The sequence below is a fragment of the Actinoplanes sp. M2I2 genome, assembly GCF_023544445.1.
Taxonomy (GTDB): domain Bacteria; phylum Actinomycetota; class Actinomycetes; order Mycobacteriales; family Micromonosporaceae; genus Actinoplanes.
Map to the genome: position 1 here is coordinate 60,717 of NZ_JALPVJ010000026.1, position 14,786 is coordinate 75,502.

Below are 14,786 nucleotides of genomic sequence, written 5' to 3' on the forward strand. Positions count from 1 at the left end.
GGAGTGAAGGCCCGGACGCTGCGCATCACCGACGCCACGCAGGGACAGCTGCGCCGGCTGAACCTGGCCACGGCGATGCCGCCGATCCTGCTCGCCGCGGTGGTCGTGGTGGCGGTGGACGCGCACGCCTGGTGGCACGCGTTCATCCTGGTGCCCGGCGTGCTGGCCGCGCTGGTCGCCTTCGAGCGGTGGACGGCCAACGACATCGGCCGGGTCGCGCTGCCGTGCGGGATCGTCGCCGCCGCCGTGTGGCCGCTCGGGGTGCTAGTGACCGGCAGCCCCAACGCGTACTGGGGTGTCGCCAGCGTGGCCTCGCTCGCCGTCCCGCGGCTGACCCGTCACCGGTACGCGGTGGGCGCGGCCGTGGTCGGCTACGTCGCGGCGGTGGGCGCTTCGCGACTGCTCGCGCAGGGTGACGGCGTCCTGCTCCCGTACGTGCTGATCCCGACCGGCCTCACCGTGCTGGTCATCGTGCTGTCGATGGCCGGCGAGCGGTTCTACGACATCGTCCAGGAGCTCGAAGTGTCCAAGGAGCGCGAGGCCGAGCTGGCCGTCATCCGGGAACGGGTCCGGTTCGCCGGCGACCTGCACGACATCCAGGGCCACACGCTGCACGTCGTGAAGCTGAAGGCCGCCCTGGCCGAGAAGCTGGTGCGCACCGACACCGACCGGGCCGAGGAGGAGCTGAGGGAGATCAACACGCTGGTCACCGACACGATCAGACAGACCAAGGAGCTCGCGTACGGTCAGCGCCGGCTCAACCTCGCGGCGGAGCTCGAGAACGCCAAGAACCTGTTCGAGGCGGCCGGGATCGCCGTGCGTGTCACCCGCGAGGCCGAGGCCGACCCGGGCACCAGCGAGCTGCTCGGCCAGGTGCTGCGCGAGACCACCACCAACATCCTGCGGCACGCCCAGTCCACCCGGGTCGGCATCACGCTGTCGGCGACCGGCATCACGATCGTCAACGACGGGGCGCGCGGCGACGCCGTCCCGGCGTTGCGGGGGCTGTCCTCGTTGCGGCGACGGCTGGCCGACGACGGCGGCGAGCTGACCGTCGCGCTGCAGGACGGGCAGTTCGTGACCGCTGCGGCGTTCGCACCGGAGGGGGCACGATGACCACGGTCGTGCTGGCCGACGACGAGGCCCTGCTGCGCAAGGCGCTCGCCGCTCTGCTGCCGCTCGAGGGCGACATCACCGTGCTGGCCGAGGCGTACGACGGCGCGAGCGCGGTCGAGGAGACGCTGCGTCACCGGCCCGACGTGCTGGTCATCGACCTCGAGATGCCCGGCGTGGACGGCCTGGGGGCGGTCGCCCGGATCCGTGCGGCCCGGCCCGGCCAGGTGATCCTCATGCTGACCCGGCACGCCCGTCCCGGGGTGCTCCGCAAGGCGCTCAAGCTGGGCGTGCAGGGTTTCGTCAGCAAGTCGGCCGAGCCGGCGCACATCACGTCGGTCATCGCCACCCTGCACGAGGGGCGCCGCTGGATCGACCCCGACGTCTCCGCGCTGGCGGTCACCGACGACTGCCCGCTGACCGACCGTGAGCTCGACGTGCTGCGGGTGACCGGCGAGGGCTACTCGGTCGCCGACATCGCCGCCCGGCTGCACCTCGCGCCCGGCACCGTCCGGAACTACCTGTCCAACGCCATGCAGAAGACCCAGACGCAGACCCGCCATGAGGCGGCGCGTTACGCCCGTGAACACGACTGGCTCTGACCGGAGAAATCATGCTGATAGTCGAAGACCTGATGCTGCTGTTGCTCGACGACGAGACCGGGACCCCGGCCGCCGCGGGCACGCTCTACTACACCCTCGGCGGCGCCGTGCTGGTCGAGCTGGCCATGCTGGGGCGGATCGAGAGCGACGGCTCGAAGGTCCGCGCGGCCGGTACGGGCCCGCTGCCCGACCCGTTGCTGCAGGACGCGTACGACAAGGTGGCCGAGAAGCCACGCGGCGCCCAGACGCTGCTGATCACGATCGGCACGGGCCTGTGGGAGCCGGTGATCGACCGCCTGCTCGAGCGCGGCCTGATCCGCCGGGAGAAGAAGCGCGTGCTCGGCCTGTTCTCGATGAACCAGTTGCCGGCGGCCGACTTCGAGCACGAGGCGTCGCTGCGGGCCCGGATCCGCGCCGTGCTGGTCGACGGGGAGGAGCCGGACACGCGGACGGCCGCGCTCACCGCGCTGCTCTCGGCGAGCGGCGCCCTGCCGATGCTGCGGCCCCAGCTGGCCTGGTCGGGCCCGGTCGCGCGGCGGGCCAAGGAACTCGAGCAGGGCAACTGGGGCGCCGCGGCGGTGAACACGGCGGTGGCCCGGACCGCGGCCGCGATCGCTGCCTCCACCGCGGCCGTCGCCGTCACGGTCGTGACCACCACGTCCTGACCGGGACGGAACGTTCATGACCGGCGGCGGTCTGCCGATGCGGACGGGGACTCGAATCCGCGTACGCCGAGAGGTTATGGATGACCACCGAAACTCAAGCACGCCCGGCGCCCCGGCCCGCGGCCCCGGCCTCCAACGGGCGCTGGTGGGCGCTCGTGGTGCTGGCGATGGCCCAGCTGATGGTGGTGCTGGACGCCACGATCGTGAACATCGCGCTGCCGACCGCGCAGGCCGACCTGGCGTTCTCGGACGCCGACCGGCAGTGGGTCGTCACCGGGTACGCGCTTGCCTTCGGCAGTCTGCTGCTGCTGGGCGGCCGGCTGTCCGACTTCTTCGGCCGCAAGCGCATGTTCCTCATCGGCCTCGTCGGGTTCGCCCTGGCCTCGGCGCTGGGCGGCGCGGCCAACGGCCTGGAGATGCTGATCGTCGCCCGCGCGCTGCAGGGCGCGTTCGGCGCGGCCCTCGCTCCGGCCGCCCTGTCGCTGCTCTCCACGACGTTCACCCAGCCGGCCGAGCGGGGCAAGGCCTTCGGCATCTTCGGCGCGATCTCGGGCGCCGGCGGCGCCGTCGGCCTGCTGCTGGGCGGGGTGCTGACCGAGTACGCCTCCTGGCGCTGGTGCCTTTACGTCAACCTGATCATCGCGGCGATCGCCGTGGCCGGCGCGCTCACCAAGCTGTCGGACGAGCCGGTGGCCAACCGGGCCCGGATCGACATCCCGGGCACGGTGACCGCGGTCGTGGGTCTGGTCGCGCTGGTGTTCGGTCTGGGCAAGGCGGAGACCGACGGCTGGTCGTCGGCGGTCACGCTCGGGCCGATCGCCGTCGGTGTCGTCGTGCTGATCGCGTTCGTGGTCATCGAGACGCGCGTGGCCAACCCGCTGCTGCCGCTGCGGGTGGTGCTCGACCGCAACCGGGGCGGGTCCTACGCCGCGATCGGCATCGCCGGGGCCGGCATGTTCGGCATCTTCCTGTTCCTGACGTACTACCTGGTCGGCAACCTCGGCTTCACGCCGGTGCAGACCGGTCTGGCGTTCCTGCCGATGCTCGGCGCCATCATGCTCTCGGCCACCACGGCCGGGTCGATGCTCACGCCGCGGGTCGGGCCCCGCCCGCTCGTCCCGGTCGGCGCGCTGGTCGCGGCGGCCGGCATGGCGTTCCTGACCCGGCTGGACGTCGACTCGACGTACGCCTCCGGGGTGCTCCCGGGTCTGCTGGTCATCGGCCTCGGCCTCGGCCTGGTCTTCGCTCCCACGCAGAACGCGGCCACCAGCGGCGTCGAGCACCGGGACGCCGGGGTCGCCTCGGCGATGATCAACACGGTCCAGCAGATCGGCGGGTCGATCGGCACGGCCCTGCTGAGCTCGTTCGCCGCGACCGCCGCGACGAACTACGCCACCTCGCACGCGCGCTCGCCGCAGGTCGCCCTCGAGGCGTCGCTGGCCAGCTATCACACGGTGTTCTGGTGGTCGTGCGGCCTGTTCGTGGTCTGCGCCGTCGTCTCGGCCCTGCTGTTCCGCACCGGCCCGCTCGACGTCGACCCGGACGCTGCCCCCGCGATGGCCCACTGACGCCGTCGACAAGAAGGCTCCGGCCGCCCACCCCGGGCGGTCGGAGCCTTCGTGTTTCCCGGCACTATGGAGTGGCGGTGTCGGCACTCTCAGCTAACTCTGGTAATAATGTCCGTCGATGGACGGGGATGCGGAGTGGCAGCGATGGCGGCGCGAGATCTTCGGCGATCCGGAGGAGGTGGGGCCCGGCGGGCCGGGCTTCGCGGCGCTGATCGAGGCGGCCGGGCGAGAGCCCAGAACGGTCGAGCGCATGCTGCGGGCCGGGCTGGCCCGGGGTGACGCGGTCGCCGCGCGGTCGTTCATCGCGCTGGCCTCGGCCGGTCTGGCCCCGGCCGACGCGGTCAGCATCCTGCGGACGGCGCTGATCCACGCCCGCGACGCGTTCCGCCTCCGGGTGGCCGAGGCGTTGTACGCCGTCACGCGGGATCCGGGCTGGGCCACGCCGGTGGCCGGCGTGCTGGCCGGCGCGGCGTCCGAGGCCGTCCGGCTCGACGCCGCCGTCGCACTGTCCGGGTTTCCGCCGTCGGTCGTGCTGGTGCGGGCGATGGCCGCCGCCGTGCTCGACCCGGAGTACCTGGTGCGCTATCAGGCCACGAACGCGTTGCTGCGCTGGGCGGGCGACTCCCGGCCGGTCGACGACGTCCCCGCCCTTCTCGACAAGATCAACGACCGGGCCGAGGGTGCCTGGCGGGCGGCGGCCGAGGAGTTGACGGCCCGGCTCTGCCCCTGAACGCGGCCGCCGGCTCACGGCCGTGGGCCCCGTACGGGGGAACGGCCGTCGATATCGCAGGCGACCGTCGTTGTGCTCTCGTGGACGACGAGCAGGAACACAGCATCGGGCCGGGGACGACCATCGCGCTGGTGGCGGGGTTGATCGTCTTCTACGGTCTGTTCATCGCCATCGCCCTGGCGCGCGCCTGAGGCGTACCGGGTCGAAAGGTATCTACGTCTGTAGATGCGAACAGCGGCTTCCCGTGGTACTCCGAGAGGAGCGATCAGCGAGGAGGCCCTCATGTCCGTGTCACCGCAGGGGTTCGGCCGGGGATCGGGGATCTTCCGGCGCAAACCGGTCGACGAGGTCACCGACGAGACCGGCAGCGACCTGCACCGGTCGCTGGGACTCTGGCAGCTCACCGCGATCGGTGTCGGCGGCATCATCGGCGCGGGCATCTTCGCGCTGGCCGGCGCGGTCGCGAACGAGACCGCCGGTCCGGCGGTGCTGTTCTCGTTCCTGATCGCGGGCATCGCCAGCGCCGCGGCCGCCCTGTCGTACGCCGAGTTCGCCGGCATGATCCCGAGGGCCGGTTCGGCCTACACCTACGGCTACGTCGTGCTGGGCGAGGTGGTGGCCTGGTTCATCGGCTGGGACCTGCTGCTGGAGTACACGGCCATCGTCTCGGTCGTGGCGATCGGCATCTCGGGCTACTTCTCGTTCCTGATGGCCGACATCGGCGTGGATCTGCCGGCCTGGATGCTCGGCGCCCCGGGCACCGGGGACGGGCACGTCGTCGACCTCTTCGCCGTGGTGTTGTGCCTGCTCATCGCGTACCTGCTGAACCGGGGCATCAAGGCCGCGGCGCGGGCCGAGACCGCGGTGGTCATCCTCAAGGTGATCATCGTCCTGCTCGTGGTCGTGGTCGGCGCGTTCCACATCACCCGGTCCAACTACGACCCGTTCTTCCCGTTCGGCTGGAGCGGGGCGATCACCGGCGCGGCGACCGTGTTCTTCGCGGTCTTCGGCTACGACGCCATGAGCACCGCCGCCGAGGAGTCCAAGGACGCCCGCCGCCACCTGCCCAAGGCGATCATCTATTCGCTGATCATCTCGATGGTGCTCTACGTGCTGGCCACGCTCGTGCTGACCGGCATGCAGAACTACCGGGAGATCGACCCGGAGAGCGGCTTCTCGACGGCGTTCGCCTCGGTCGGGCTGTCCGGGCTGGCCGACGTCATCGCGGTCGGCGCGATCGTCGGCATCCTCACGGTGATGTTCACCTTCATGCTCGGCGTGACCCGGGTGTGGTATTCGATGAGCCGGGACGGACTGCTGCCCGCGTGGTTCGGCAAACTGCACCCCGAACGCCGGGTGCCGACCCGGGTCACCTGGATCGCCGGCATCGCGTCGGCCGTCATCGCCGGCTTCCTGCCGATCCGGGAGGCGGCCGAGCTGACCAACATCGGCATCCTGCTGGCCTTCGTCGTGGTCTGCATCGCGGTCGTCGTGCTGCGGTACCGCCGGCCGGACATCCCGCGCACGTTCCGGCTGCCCTGGATGCCGGTGATCCCGGCCGTCGGCGTGGTCTTCTCGATCTGGCTGATCACCTTCCTCGACCCGGTGACCTGGCTGCGCTTCGCGGTCTGGTTCGCCCTGGGCCTGATCCTGTACGCCGTCTACGGCCGGCGCCACTCGAAGCTCAACCAGGAGAACCGAAGGTCCTGACCGCGGTGCCGACCAGCCCGGCGACGGGCTTCGAGCGGCTGTGTGCGGGCCAGGCCAGCACGGTGGTGACCTCCCAGGCGTCGGTCAGCGGCACGGCGGCGTGCGCGTCCCACAGCCACGACCGCGACGAGGCGCACAGGACGGCCGCGGTGCGCCCGAGGGCGATCAGCTGGGCCAGCTGCGACTGGTCGTGGATCTCGGGGCCCGGGCCGGGCGGGTAGGCGCCGTCCGGGCCGGGCCAGCGGGCGAGCGGCAGTCCGGGCACGTCGTCCAGGTCGGCCAGGGTGAGGGTCTCGCGTGCGGCGAGGGAGTGCGCGGCGGGCAGGATGGCGACCTGCTGCTCGGTCTGCAGGTCCTCGGTGTCGAAGCCGCCGACGGCGTCGAAGGGGCGCTGCATGAGGGCGACGTCGGCGCGGCCGTCGCGCAGCATGCGGGCCTGTTCGCCCATCCGGCACAGCACCACGTCGATCTCGGCCGCGCCGGGCTCGGCGGCGTGCGCGTCGAGCAGCTTGCGGAGCAGCTCGTGACCGGCGCCGGCCTTGGTCACCAGCGTCAGGCGGTTGCCGGCGGACGCGGCCCGGCGGGTGCGCCGGGCGGCCGCCGCCGCGCCGTCGAGCAGGACCCGGGCCTCGTCCAGCAGGACCCGGCCCGCGTCGGTGAGCGCCACGCCGCGGCGGTCGCGCTCGAGGAGGGTGACGCCGAGGCGCCGCTCGAGCTGCTGGATGGCCCGCGACAGGGGTGGCTGGGCCATGCCGAGGCGTTCGGCCGCCCGGCTGAAGTGCAGCTCCTCGGCGACGGTGACGAAATACCTGAGCTCGCGGGTCTCCAGCGTGTCCACCGGACGACAGTACTGCGGTGATACCGCTCCGGTATGACAGAGCACCGGAACGGTGTAAGGACCGGACGCGGCTGCGGGCCATCATCGGCTTCATGAGCGACAAGAAGACCGCGCTGGTCACCGGCGCGAACAAGGGACTCGGGTACGAGATCGCGGCCGGGCTGGGCGCCCGGGACCACCGGGTGGTGGTCGGCGCCCGCGACCGGGTCAAGGGCGAGGCGGCCGCCGAGAAGTTGCGGGCGGCCGGGGTGGAGGCGTTCGCGGTCCCGCTGGACGTCACCAGCGACAGCAGCGTCGCCCGGGCCGCCGAGCTGATCGGCGACCGCGCCGGGCGCCTGGACGTCCTGGTCAACAACGCCGGCATCTCGGGCGAGACCGGGCCGGGCTGGACGCAGGACCCGACCACGCTCGACCTGGAGGTCGTCCGGGCGGTCGTGGACACCAACGTCTACGGGGTGATCCGGGTGACCAACGCCCTGCTGCCCCTGCTGCGCCGCTCGCCGTCGCCCCGCGTCGTCAACATCTCCAGCAGCGTCGGGTCGATCACCTGGCAGGCCGACCCGGCCGTGAACGTGGGCCCGATCATGGCCGCCTACTCGCCGACGAAGTCGTACCTCAACGCCCTCACCGTGCACTACGCCCGGCAGCTGGCCGGCACCGGCATCCTCGTCAACGCGGCCTGCCCGGGCCTGGTCGCGACCGACTTCACCGGCTTCCAGGGCCGGCCGGTCGGCGACGCCGCGGCCACCCCGATCCGGCTGGCCACGCTGCCCGACGGCGGCCCGAGCGGCTCGTTCTTCAACGACGAGGGGGTCGTCCCCTGGTGACGAGCCGCCCGGCCACCTTCCACAGCTCCGGGTCGCGCCCGGACTCGACGACGCAGCGGGCGAACAATCACAGGCGCACCCGCTCGGCGTCGAGCCCGAGCAGGCCGGCCATCCGGTCGGCGAACGCTCCCGGATCGGCGGCCAGGCGGTCGGGGAAGTTGAGCATGTGCTGGACCGGCTCGTAGGCGGGATCACCCACGTACGGCTTGGGGTCGATGATCAGCCACGGCTCGCGCTCCGACCGCAGCACGTTGCCGGCGTGCAGGTCGGTGCAGAGCAGCACCTCCCGGTCGGCAGTGCCGGGCAGGCCGAGCCACACGTCGAGGCCCTCCCGCGCGAGCCCCGGGTCGGGCAGCTTCTCCGGGGTGACACTCCGCGCCCACGCCTCGACCATCGTGCGCAGCGGCCGGAACCCGGCGTCCGGCGCGGGCGTGATCCACAGCCGGGGGAGCAGCCCGGCGACCACCTCGTCCCGCTCGGCCGGCGGGAGCGACGCCTCCAGGGTCGTCCCCGGCCGGCACTGCTCCAGCAGCAGGGCGTCGGTCTGCTCGAAACGGTCCGAGCGGAAGACCCGGACGGTGCCCCGGCCGTCCCACACCCGCAGCCCGGCCGCCTCGTCCCGCGCCTCGTAGTGGGCCCACCCGACCTTGAGCACCCGCCCGTCCCGGGTCGGCGCCACCCAGGACGCGGTGCCGCCGGGCTGATAGGGCCGCCCCACCTCGACCCCCCACCGCCGGGCGAGCCCGGCCACGATCCCCGGCAGCCGCGCCACCCACTCGTCGAAGGGCGGATGCTTCCCCACGGTCGACAACAGGTTGGCCGGCATCTCCCAGTCGGTCATGCCCGCATCGTGCCGACCCGCGACGCCGCTGTCACACGGATTTCGGTGGGCGGGCCAACGCTCAACCGGGCGTTCCGGTTGCCGATAGCGTCGGAGTGAACCAGCACAGGTCGGTCCTCCGGACGGTACGGCGTGATCCCGTGATGATCGCGGCCGTGTTGTGGACGCTGGCCGGGAGCGTTCTGCTCGTCGCGCTGGACGGGCGGGCCGACGCGCAGGTGCGGGTGTTCTGGTTGTTCCAGCCGCCGCTCGACCTGTTGCTCGCCTACTCGTCGTGGCAGGTCGGCCGTCGGGCGACCGGCTCGGTGCGGCGGTTCTGGCTGGTGATGGCGGTCGCCGGGGCGTTGCTGACGGTCGGCGACACCGTGCAGGTGGCGATCGCCCTGGCATCCCGCGACCAGTGGTCCACCTCGGGCGGCGCCGTGCAGGCGGTCTGCTTCACGGCCGGGTTGGCCGCCCTCATCATCGCCATGCTGCTGTACCCCATCCCCGGGCGCACCCGCCGCGAGCGCCTGGCGTTCTGGCTCGACTCGGCCACGGTGCTGGTCGGCGGGGCCGTGGTGGCCTGGTGCTTCGCGGCCGGCCCGGACGACGTCCTCGGGCAGCTGGTCACCGGCGCGGTCATCCTCACCTCCGGGTTCGCGGCGGTGAAGCTGGTGCTCAGCGGCAACGCCCCCATGCACAAGGCGGCCGCCCTCCCGCTGGTCGCCTCGGCCGGGGTCAACGCCGTCGGCTTCTTCCTCGCGCCCGGCGCCGAAGGCCCGATGCCCGCCCACGTCTACGCCGTCCGGCTGCTCCCGTCGTTGCTCATCGCGGTCGGCCCGCGAGTGCAGGAACTGCTGGCCCGCTTCGATGAGACCGCGGCCTTCGGCTCGCGCCGCCGCAAGCCCTACAGCCTTCTCCCGTACGGGTCGATCGCCGTGGCCTTCACGGCGGTGCTCACCACGATCCCCGAGGGCCCGCACGCCCGCCTGTGGGGTGCGGTGACCGGTCTCGGCCTCATCTTCGCGCTGGTCGTGTGCCGCCAGCTGGCCGCGTTCCGCGACAACACCCGCCTCATCGACCAGCTCGACGCCACCCTGGCCGACCTGCGCGAGCACGAGACCCGGCTGCGGCATCAGGCGTTGTCCGACGGCCTGACCGGCCTGGCCAACCGCACGTCCTTCCACGAGCAGCTGACCGCCGCGCTGGCCGCGCCCGCCGCCGCTGACACGACGTCGGTGCTGCTCATCGATCTGGACGGCTTCAAGGCGGTCAACGACACGCTCGGCCACGCGGCCGGTGACGCATTGCTCGCCGGTGTGGCCGACCGGCTGCGCGCGTCGGTGCGGACCGAGGATCTGGTGGCCCGTCTCGGCGGCGACGAGTTCGCCGTGCTGTTGCGCGACTGCGACGTCGACGGCGCCTCGCAGACGGCCGACCGGGTGCTGCACGAGCTGGCCTCCCCGATCCCGTACGAGGACACGGTGGTGCGGGCCAACGCCAGCATCGGCATCGCCTGCGCCGGCCCCGGCGACGACGGTGGCAGCCTGCTGCGCAGCGCCGACCTGGCCATGTACGCGGCCAAGCGCGACGGCAAGGGCACCTGGAAGTGCTACGAGGAGCCCGCCTCCACGGTCACCTCGACCGCCTGAGCCGTCAGGACAACCGCGTCCGGTACGGCCGGAAGAACTCGCGCAACTCGGCGGCGTACAGCTCGGGCTGCTCGAACGGCGCGAAGTGGCCGCCGGCCGGCGGACAGGTGACGCGCACGGTGTCGGCCATGCGGTCGAGCCAGGCCCGCGGCGGGCGCACGATGTCGCCGGGGAAGAGCGCGAAGCCGGACGGCACCTCGACGCGCCGGCCGAGCTGCGCGGGGTCGATGGCCGCGTTGGCCCGGTACATCCGCATCGACGAGCCGATCGTGCCGGTCAGCCAGTAGATCGTGATGTTCGTCAGGATCTCGTCCCGGGTGAACGGGGTGTCGCTCCACGCGCGCATCTTCTCGACGATCCACGCGGCCAGGCCCGCGGGCGAATCGGTGAGACCGACGGCCGCGGTCTGCGGCTTGGTCCGGTGCATCGCGGCGTACGCGCCCTCGGCCGCACCCCAGCCGGCGACGCCCGACAGCCACTCGCGTTCCTCGGGCGTCAGCGTGTCCGGATCGACCGGGCCCGGCAGCCCGGCGTCCATGCGGTGCACGGCGATCACCCGGCCGGGGTGGTCGAGCGCCAGATAGCGACTGACGTGACTGCCGATGTCGCCGCCCGCCGCGCCGAACCGCTGGTAGCCGAACCCGGTCATCAGCGAGGCCCACCGCCCGGCCACGTCGATGGAGTTGAGCGGCCGGGCGGGCGGGTCGGAGTAGCCGTACCCCGGCATGTCGGGCACCACGACGTCGAACGCGTCCGCCGGGTCGCCGCCGTGCGCGCCGGGATCGGTCAGCAGCGGGATCACCTTGGTGTAGCGCCAGAACGAGTCGGGCCAGCCGTGGCAGAGCACCAGCGGGAACGGCGCCGGACCGGTCCCGCGCGCGTGCACGGCGTGGATGCCCTCGCGGAACACGTGCGGGAACCGGTCGAGCGCCGCCTCCTGTTTCCGCCAGTCGAACCCGTCGGCCCAGTACGCGACGAGCTCGCGCAGGTAGTCCAGATCGGCGCCCATCGACCAGCCCGCGTCCTCCGGCGCGTCCGGCCACCGGGTTGCGCGCAGCCGGGCACGCAGGTCGTCGAGGGCGGCGGTCGTAGCCAGCGGCAGATGGGGCATGGACGCGACCCTAGTACTGCAATGGTCAGATGGCGGCGACGATGTCTACTTCAACGAGGAACTCGGGCGCATAGAGGGCGGCGACGCCCACGATGGTTTGCGCCGGTGGTGGCGTCGTGCTCCCCTGCCGGAGGGCGGCGATGATCGGCGTGACAACTTCCAGCCGGTAGTCGGCGATATAAATGACTTCCTTCACCACGCGCGACCGGTTGGTACCCGCAGCGGCAAGCGCTGTGTCGATGTTGTGGACGATCTGCTCCGCCTGCTGTCCGTGATCGCCCGCACCGACCAGATCTCCAGAGCTGTTCATGGCGACCTGCCCGGACAGGTACACCAGACCGGCCTCCGGGAGAACGACGGCGTGGCTGAGGAGGCCCGGGAGGGGATGAAGACCCTCGGGATCGAGATGAAGCAATGACATGAACATTACCTCCGTTTCGGCTACGCAGAATTGTGGGAATTGCCGACGTCAGATACGCCCTAGTGCCGAACGTGCAGCCCGAAACCTGTGCGACCCGCGGGCTCCAGCCCCTTCTTCAGGTTCAACGACGGGATCTCGTAGTCACCGAAGTTCTGCCGCCGGAATGCGATCGGCTCGGTCGACTCCAGGGTCAGCAGCCGCTGCTCCCAGGTCTTGGCGATGTCCGGAAAGTCCTCGTGAGTGGTCCGGTCCGTGCTGTACAGCACAAACGGCGGCAGGACCTCCAGTCCCGGGTAGTACAGGATGCCGTGGTTGATGGGGAACAGCACGTCGTCGATCGGGCCGTTGATCCCGCGCTCGGCATAGTGCGACTCCGGCCCTCCAACGGTCACGGACAGGAGCGCTCGTCGACCGGCAAGGGTCCCCTCGCCGAATCGGTCGCCGTACCTGACATCACTGAACTCGCCGATGCCGTGCGCGAAGTGGGCCGTGAAGACGCGGTCGACCCAGCCTTTGAGGATGGCCGGCATCGTGTACCACCACAACGGGAACTGGAAGACGACCGTATCCGCCCAGAGGAGCTTTTCCTGCTCGGCGACGATGTCGGGAGTGAGGGTCCCGGTGTCGAAGGCCCGCCCGGAGTTCGGGGCGACCTTCAGCGGGTTCGAGGCGGACGGGCCGAAATCCGCGGCGTCCGCGACGGCCTTCCAATTCATCGCGTACAGGTCACTGACCTGCACCTGATGCCCGGCCTTCTCCAGCGTGGTCACCGCCAGGTCCTTGAGCGAGCCGTTGAGTGATCTCGGCTCCGGGTGGGCGTAGACGATCAGCGTCTTCATGCTGTCTCCTTCGGATCGGGTAACTCCCACCCTCCACACCCAGGCGGCCGCCATTCAGGGACGCTTCGTCCCTAGGGCACGACTTCCTGGTACTGGCGAGACCACCTTCACCGCCGACGCCCGAGCAATACTCGACCGATGGACGATCTCGCAGGTTTCCTCCGCACCCGCCGGTCCCGGGTCGACCCGGCCGGGGCGGGCATCCCGGTGGACAGCCGCCGTCGGGTCCGCGGGTTGCGCCGCGAAGAGATAGCGCTCCTGTCCGGGGTGAGCGTCGACTACTACGTGCGCCTCGAGCAGGGGCGCGCCACCCAGCCATCGGAACAGGTTCTCGAAGCGCTGGCGCGAGTCCTCGGACTCGATGACACCGAACGCGGGCATTTGCTCCGGCTGGCCCGGCAGAGACGCCGGCGTGCGAAGTCGCCCAGCGGGCGGCTGCGTCCGGAATCGCCGCGGATCTTGGATCTGATCACCGACGCTCCTGCGTTCATCGTCGACCACCGCCTCGACGTGGCCGCCGGTAATCGCCTCGCCGAGCAGCTGTACGGCCGCCCCATGAAAGGCCTGAACACGGCCCGGCACCTTTTCCTGGAGGAAGCGGAGCGCGGCCTGTACGCCGGCTGGGACGAGTGCACCCTCACCGTGGTCGGGCACCTGCGCCTGGCGACCGGGAAGTACCCCGGGGACCCGCGCCTGGCTGCGCTGATCGGAGAGCTGGCAATGGGCAGCGAGCGCTTTCGGCGCCTGTGGGCCCGTGCGGACGTACGCGCCCGGACACACGGGCGCAAAGACTTCCGGCACCCGCTGGTCGGAGAGATCGAGCTTCATCAGGAAAACCTTGCCATGACGGATGAATCGGGCATGGAGTTGCTCGTGCTTTCGGCGACTCCGGGCAGCCCGTCCGCGGACGCCCTGCAACTCCTGGCCGGACTGGCCGACGATGGAGATATCCGTACGCGGCAGGGCTTGCCAGAACGACAGGGCTTGCCGGAACGACAGGGCTTGCCAGAACGAACGGTGTGACTCGGATCGAGCGGCAATCCGAACGACGTGATGTCGAATGGAGCGGCACCTGATATCGAAAGGATCGACGGCTGCCGTGCCGACCAGCGCGACAGATGGAGGTGCCGCGCGAGACTTTCGTTGATTGTGCCTTCGAGGCCGCTGACTTCACCTTCTTTGCCTTCGTTGATGGCCTGGCGGAGCCCCTTGAATATGCTCTCGTCGCCGCGGGCCACATCGACAAGCAGTTTCTTGTACAGCGCCCGCGATTCACACTGACGCTTCTGCTCGCGGCTATCCGTTGTCGGGGCGGGGCGGCGGAAGAACCCCACAGACGCTCGCCCGTTGGCTCCGGCGATCGCGGTGATCTGCGCATCGACATCGAGACGCACATGGGGATACCAGCCCTCCGGCAGGGCCTTCCACGGCTGACGCTGAGCGTTCGCGCCTGCTTCGCGGGCGAGCCGGACGTTGCGTTCGGCCGGCGCCAGGATCGAGTCGTCTCGCCTCCGCCCAGGAGTTCAGATCAACGTCTTCGCAGATCTCGTGCAGGTTCAGCACGACTGTTTCGCCGTAACCGTCAAGGGCAAGCCCCGCCACGACGAAGCTGCCTTGAACGGATGAATCGAAAGTGAACCGGGCCTTCAGGTCGCCGAGGTCGAAGTGATAGCTGCGACCTGTCAATTGTCTGGTCCTGCGACGTCCTTCGCATGATCGATCACAGTGCCCTTGCCGATCACAGTGCTCCTGCCGATCACAGTGCTCTTGCCGATTTGAATTCCCATCCAGCAGTATTGTTCCGCAAGATCTCCGGGATGTAGATCACACTGAAATAATTTGACCCTGTTCCTACGACACGGTGTTACCTAGCAAAAGGCCCGGTCG

Annotated in this window: 15 protein-coding genes; 9 read left to right on the forward strand and 6 right to left on the reverse strand. The window is 70.9% G+C overall.

Going from position 1 to position 14,786, the window contains the following annotated elements:
- Nucleotides 1-3: 3 nt before the first annotated feature.
- The 6 genes from HJC40_RS46420 to HJC40_RS37990 all read left to right on the forward strand — a co-directional run bounded on the left by HJC40_RS46420 (nt 4) and on the right by HJC40_RS37990 (nt 6,388).
- A complete protein-coding gene (locus tag HJC40_RS46420; RefSeq protein WP_250008382.1) occupies nt 4-1,116 on the forward strand; it encodes a histidine kinase in 1,113 nt (370 codons plus the stop codon).
- Nucleotides 1,113-1,715, forward strand: a complete 603-nt coding sequence (locus HJC40_RS37970) for a response regulator transcription factor (protein WP_250008383.1) — start codon at nt 1,113-1,115, stop codon at nt 1,713-1,715. The genes HJC40_RS46420 and HJC40_RS37970 overlap by 4 nt, the downstream gene beginning before the upstream one ends.
- Before the next feature lie 11 nt (nt 1,716-1,726).
- On the forward strand, nt 1,727-2,380 hold the full coding sequence (locus HJC40_RS37975; RefSeq protein ID WP_250008384.1) for a GPP34 family phosphoprotein: 654 nt from the start codon (nt 1,727-1,729) through the stop codon (nt 2,378-2,380).
- Nucleotides 2,381-2,460: 80 nt separating this feature from the next.
- Nucleotides 2,461-3,948: a DHA2 family efflux MFS transporter permease subunit gene (locus HJC40_RS37980; protein WP_250008386.1), complete on the forward strand. Its 1,488-nt coding sequence runs from the start codon at nt 2,461-2,463 to the stop codon at nt 3,946-3,948.
- A gap of 118 nt (nt 3,949-4,066) precedes the next feature.
- The gene (locus HJC40_RS37985) at nt 4,067-4,678 is read left to right on the forward strand and encodes a hypothetical protein (protein WP_250008387.1); all 612 of its coding nucleotides are present in this window, start codon (nt 4,067-4,069) and stop codon (nt 4,676-4,678) included.
- 282 nt (nt 4,679-4,960) lie between these two features.
- Nucleotides 4,961-6,388, forward strand: coding sequence for an amino acid permease (locus tag HJC40_RS37990; protein WP_250008388.1), 1,428 nt, complete (start codon nt 4,961-4,963; stop codon nt 6,386-6,388).
- Here HJC40_RS37990 and HJC40_RS37995 read toward each other — a convergent pair.
- Nucleotides 6,363-7,217 (reverse strand): LysR family transcriptional regulator, encoded by an 855-nt coding sequence (locus tag HJC40_RS37995; RefSeq protein WP_250008455.1) that lies wholly within the window; start codon nt 7,215-7,217, stop codon nt 6,363-6,365. The genes HJC40_RS37990 and HJC40_RS37995 overlap by 26 nt on opposite strands.
- A 101-nt stretch (nt 7,218-7,318) precedes the next feature.
- Between HJC40_RS37995 and HJC40_RS38000 the strand changes: the two genes are divergently transcribed.
- Nucleotides 7,319-8,053 carry an SDR family oxidoreductase gene (locus HJC40_RS38000; RefSeq protein WP_250008389.1) on the forward strand — a complete coding sequence of 245 codons (735 nt, stop codon included), beginning with the start codon at nt 7,319-7,321 and terminating at the stop codon, nt 8,051-8,053.
- A gap of 67 nt (nt 8,054-8,120) precedes the next feature.
- Here HJC40_RS38000 and HJC40_RS38005 read toward each other — a convergent pair whose 3' ends face one another.
- Entirely contained in the window at nt 8,121-8,894 is a 774-nt protein-coding gene (locus HJC40_RS38005; protein ID WP_250008390.1) for an aminoglycoside phosphotransferase family protein, read from the reverse strand.
- A 143-nt stretch (nt 8,895-9,037) separates the two neighbouring features.
- Here HJC40_RS38005 and HJC40_RS38010 point away from each other — a divergent pair, with 143 nt between their 5' ends.
- A complete protein-coding gene (locus tag HJC40_RS38010; protein ID WP_250008391.1) occupies nt 9,038-10,528 on the forward strand; it encodes a GGDEF domain-containing protein in 1,491 nt (496 codons plus the stop codon).
- 4 nt (nt 10,529-10,532) lie between these two features.
- Here HJC40_RS38010 and HJC40_RS38015 read toward each other — a convergent pair whose 3' ends face one another.
- From HJC40_RS38015 to HJC40_RS38025, 3 genes are read right to left on the reverse strand one after another with little or no spacing between them, the layout of a single operon-like run.
- Nucleotides 10,533-11,639: an epoxide hydrolase family protein gene (locus tag HJC40_RS38015; RefSeq protein ID WP_250008392.1), complete on the reverse strand. Its 1,107-nt coding sequence runs from the start codon at nt 11,637-11,639 to the stop codon at nt 10,533-10,535.
- A gap of 25 nt (nt 11,640-11,664) precedes the next feature.
- Nucleotides 11,665-12,060: a RidA family protein gene (locus HJC40_RS38020; RefSeq protein WP_250008393.1), complete on the reverse strand. Its 396-nt coding sequence runs from the start codon at nt 12,058-12,060 to the stop codon at nt 11,665-11,667.
- A 59-nt stretch (nt 12,061-12,119) separates the two neighbouring features.
- Nucleotides 12,120-12,899 (reverse strand): NAD(P)H-dependent oxidoreductase, encoded by a 780-nt coding sequence (locus HJC40_RS38025; RefSeq protein ID WP_250008456.1) that lies wholly within the window; start codon nt 12,897-12,899, stop codon nt 12,120-12,122.
- Between the two features lie 138 nt (nt 12,900-13,037).
- Between HJC40_RS38025 and HJC40_RS38030 the strand changes: the two genes are divergently transcribed.
- Complete coding sequence (locus tag HJC40_RS38030; protein ID WP_250008394.1) at nt 13,038-13,922, forward strand: helix-turn-helix transcriptional regulator; 885 nt, start codon at nt 13,038-13,040, stop codon at nt 13,920-13,922.
- 273 nt (nt 13,923-14,195) lie between these two features.
- On the opposite strand, the gene HJC40_RS46760 is transcribed toward HJC40_RS38030, so the two are convergent.
- Nucleotides 14,196-14,585 (reverse strand): hypothetical protein, encoded by a 390-nt coding sequence (locus tag HJC40_RS46760; protein WP_374273647.1) that lies wholly within the window; start codon nt 14,583-14,585, stop codon nt 14,196-14,198.
- Nucleotides 14,586-14,786 lie beyond the last annotated feature (201 nt).

Excerpts from the sequence above, each read along its gene's own strand:
- HJC40_RS38015 (WP_250008392.1), bottom strand. The coding sequence starts at position 11,639 with ATGCCCCATCTGCCGCTGGCTACGACCGCCGCCCTCGACGACCTGCGT.
- HJC40_RS37990 (WP_250008388.1), top strand. The coding sequence starts at position 4,961 with ATGTCCGTGTCACCGCAGGGGTTCGGCCGGGGATCGGGGATCTTCCGG.
- HJC40_RS38000 (WP_250008389.1), top strand. The coding sequence starts at position 7,319 with ATGAGCGACAAGAAGACCGCGCTGGTCACCGGCGCGAACAAGGGACTC.
- HJC40_RS37980 (WP_250008386.1), top strand. The coding sequence starts at position 2,461 with ATGACCACCGAAACTCAAGCACGCCCGGCGCCCCGGCCCGCGGCCCCG.
- HJC40_RS37985 (WP_250008387.1), top strand. The coding sequence starts at position 4,067 with ATGGACGGGGATGCGGAGTGGCAGCGATGGCGGCGCGAGATCTTCGGC.
- HJC40_RS38030 (WP_250008394.1), top strand. The coding sequence starts at position 13,038 with ATGGACGATCTCGCAGGTTTCCTCCGCACCCGCCGGTCCCGGGTCGAC.
- HJC40_RS38025 (WP_250008456.1), bottom strand. The coding sequence starts at position 12,899 with ATGAAGACGCTGATCGTCTACGCCCACCCGGAGCCGAGATCACTCAAC.
- HJC40_RS38020 (WP_250008393.1), bottom strand. The coding sequence starts at position 12,060 with ATGTCATTGCTTCATCTCGATCCCGAGGGTCTTCATCCCCTCCCGGGC.
- HJC40_RS38010 (WP_250008391.1), top strand. The coding sequence starts at position 9,038 with ATGATCGCGGCCGTGTTGTGGACGCTGGCCGGGAGCGTTCTGCTCGTC.
- HJC40_RS37970 (WP_250008383.1), top strand. The coding sequence starts at position 1,113 with ATGACCACGGTCGTGCTGGCCGACGACGAGGCCCTGCTGCGCAAGGCG.
- HJC40_RS37975 (WP_250008384.1), top strand. The coding sequence starts at position 1,727 with ATGCTGATAGTCGAAGACCTGATGCTGCTGTTGCTCGACGACGAGACC.
- HJC40_RS38005 (WP_250008390.1), bottom strand. The coding sequence starts at position 8,894 with ATGACCGACTGGGAGATGCCGGCCAACCTGTTGTCGACCGTGGGGAAG.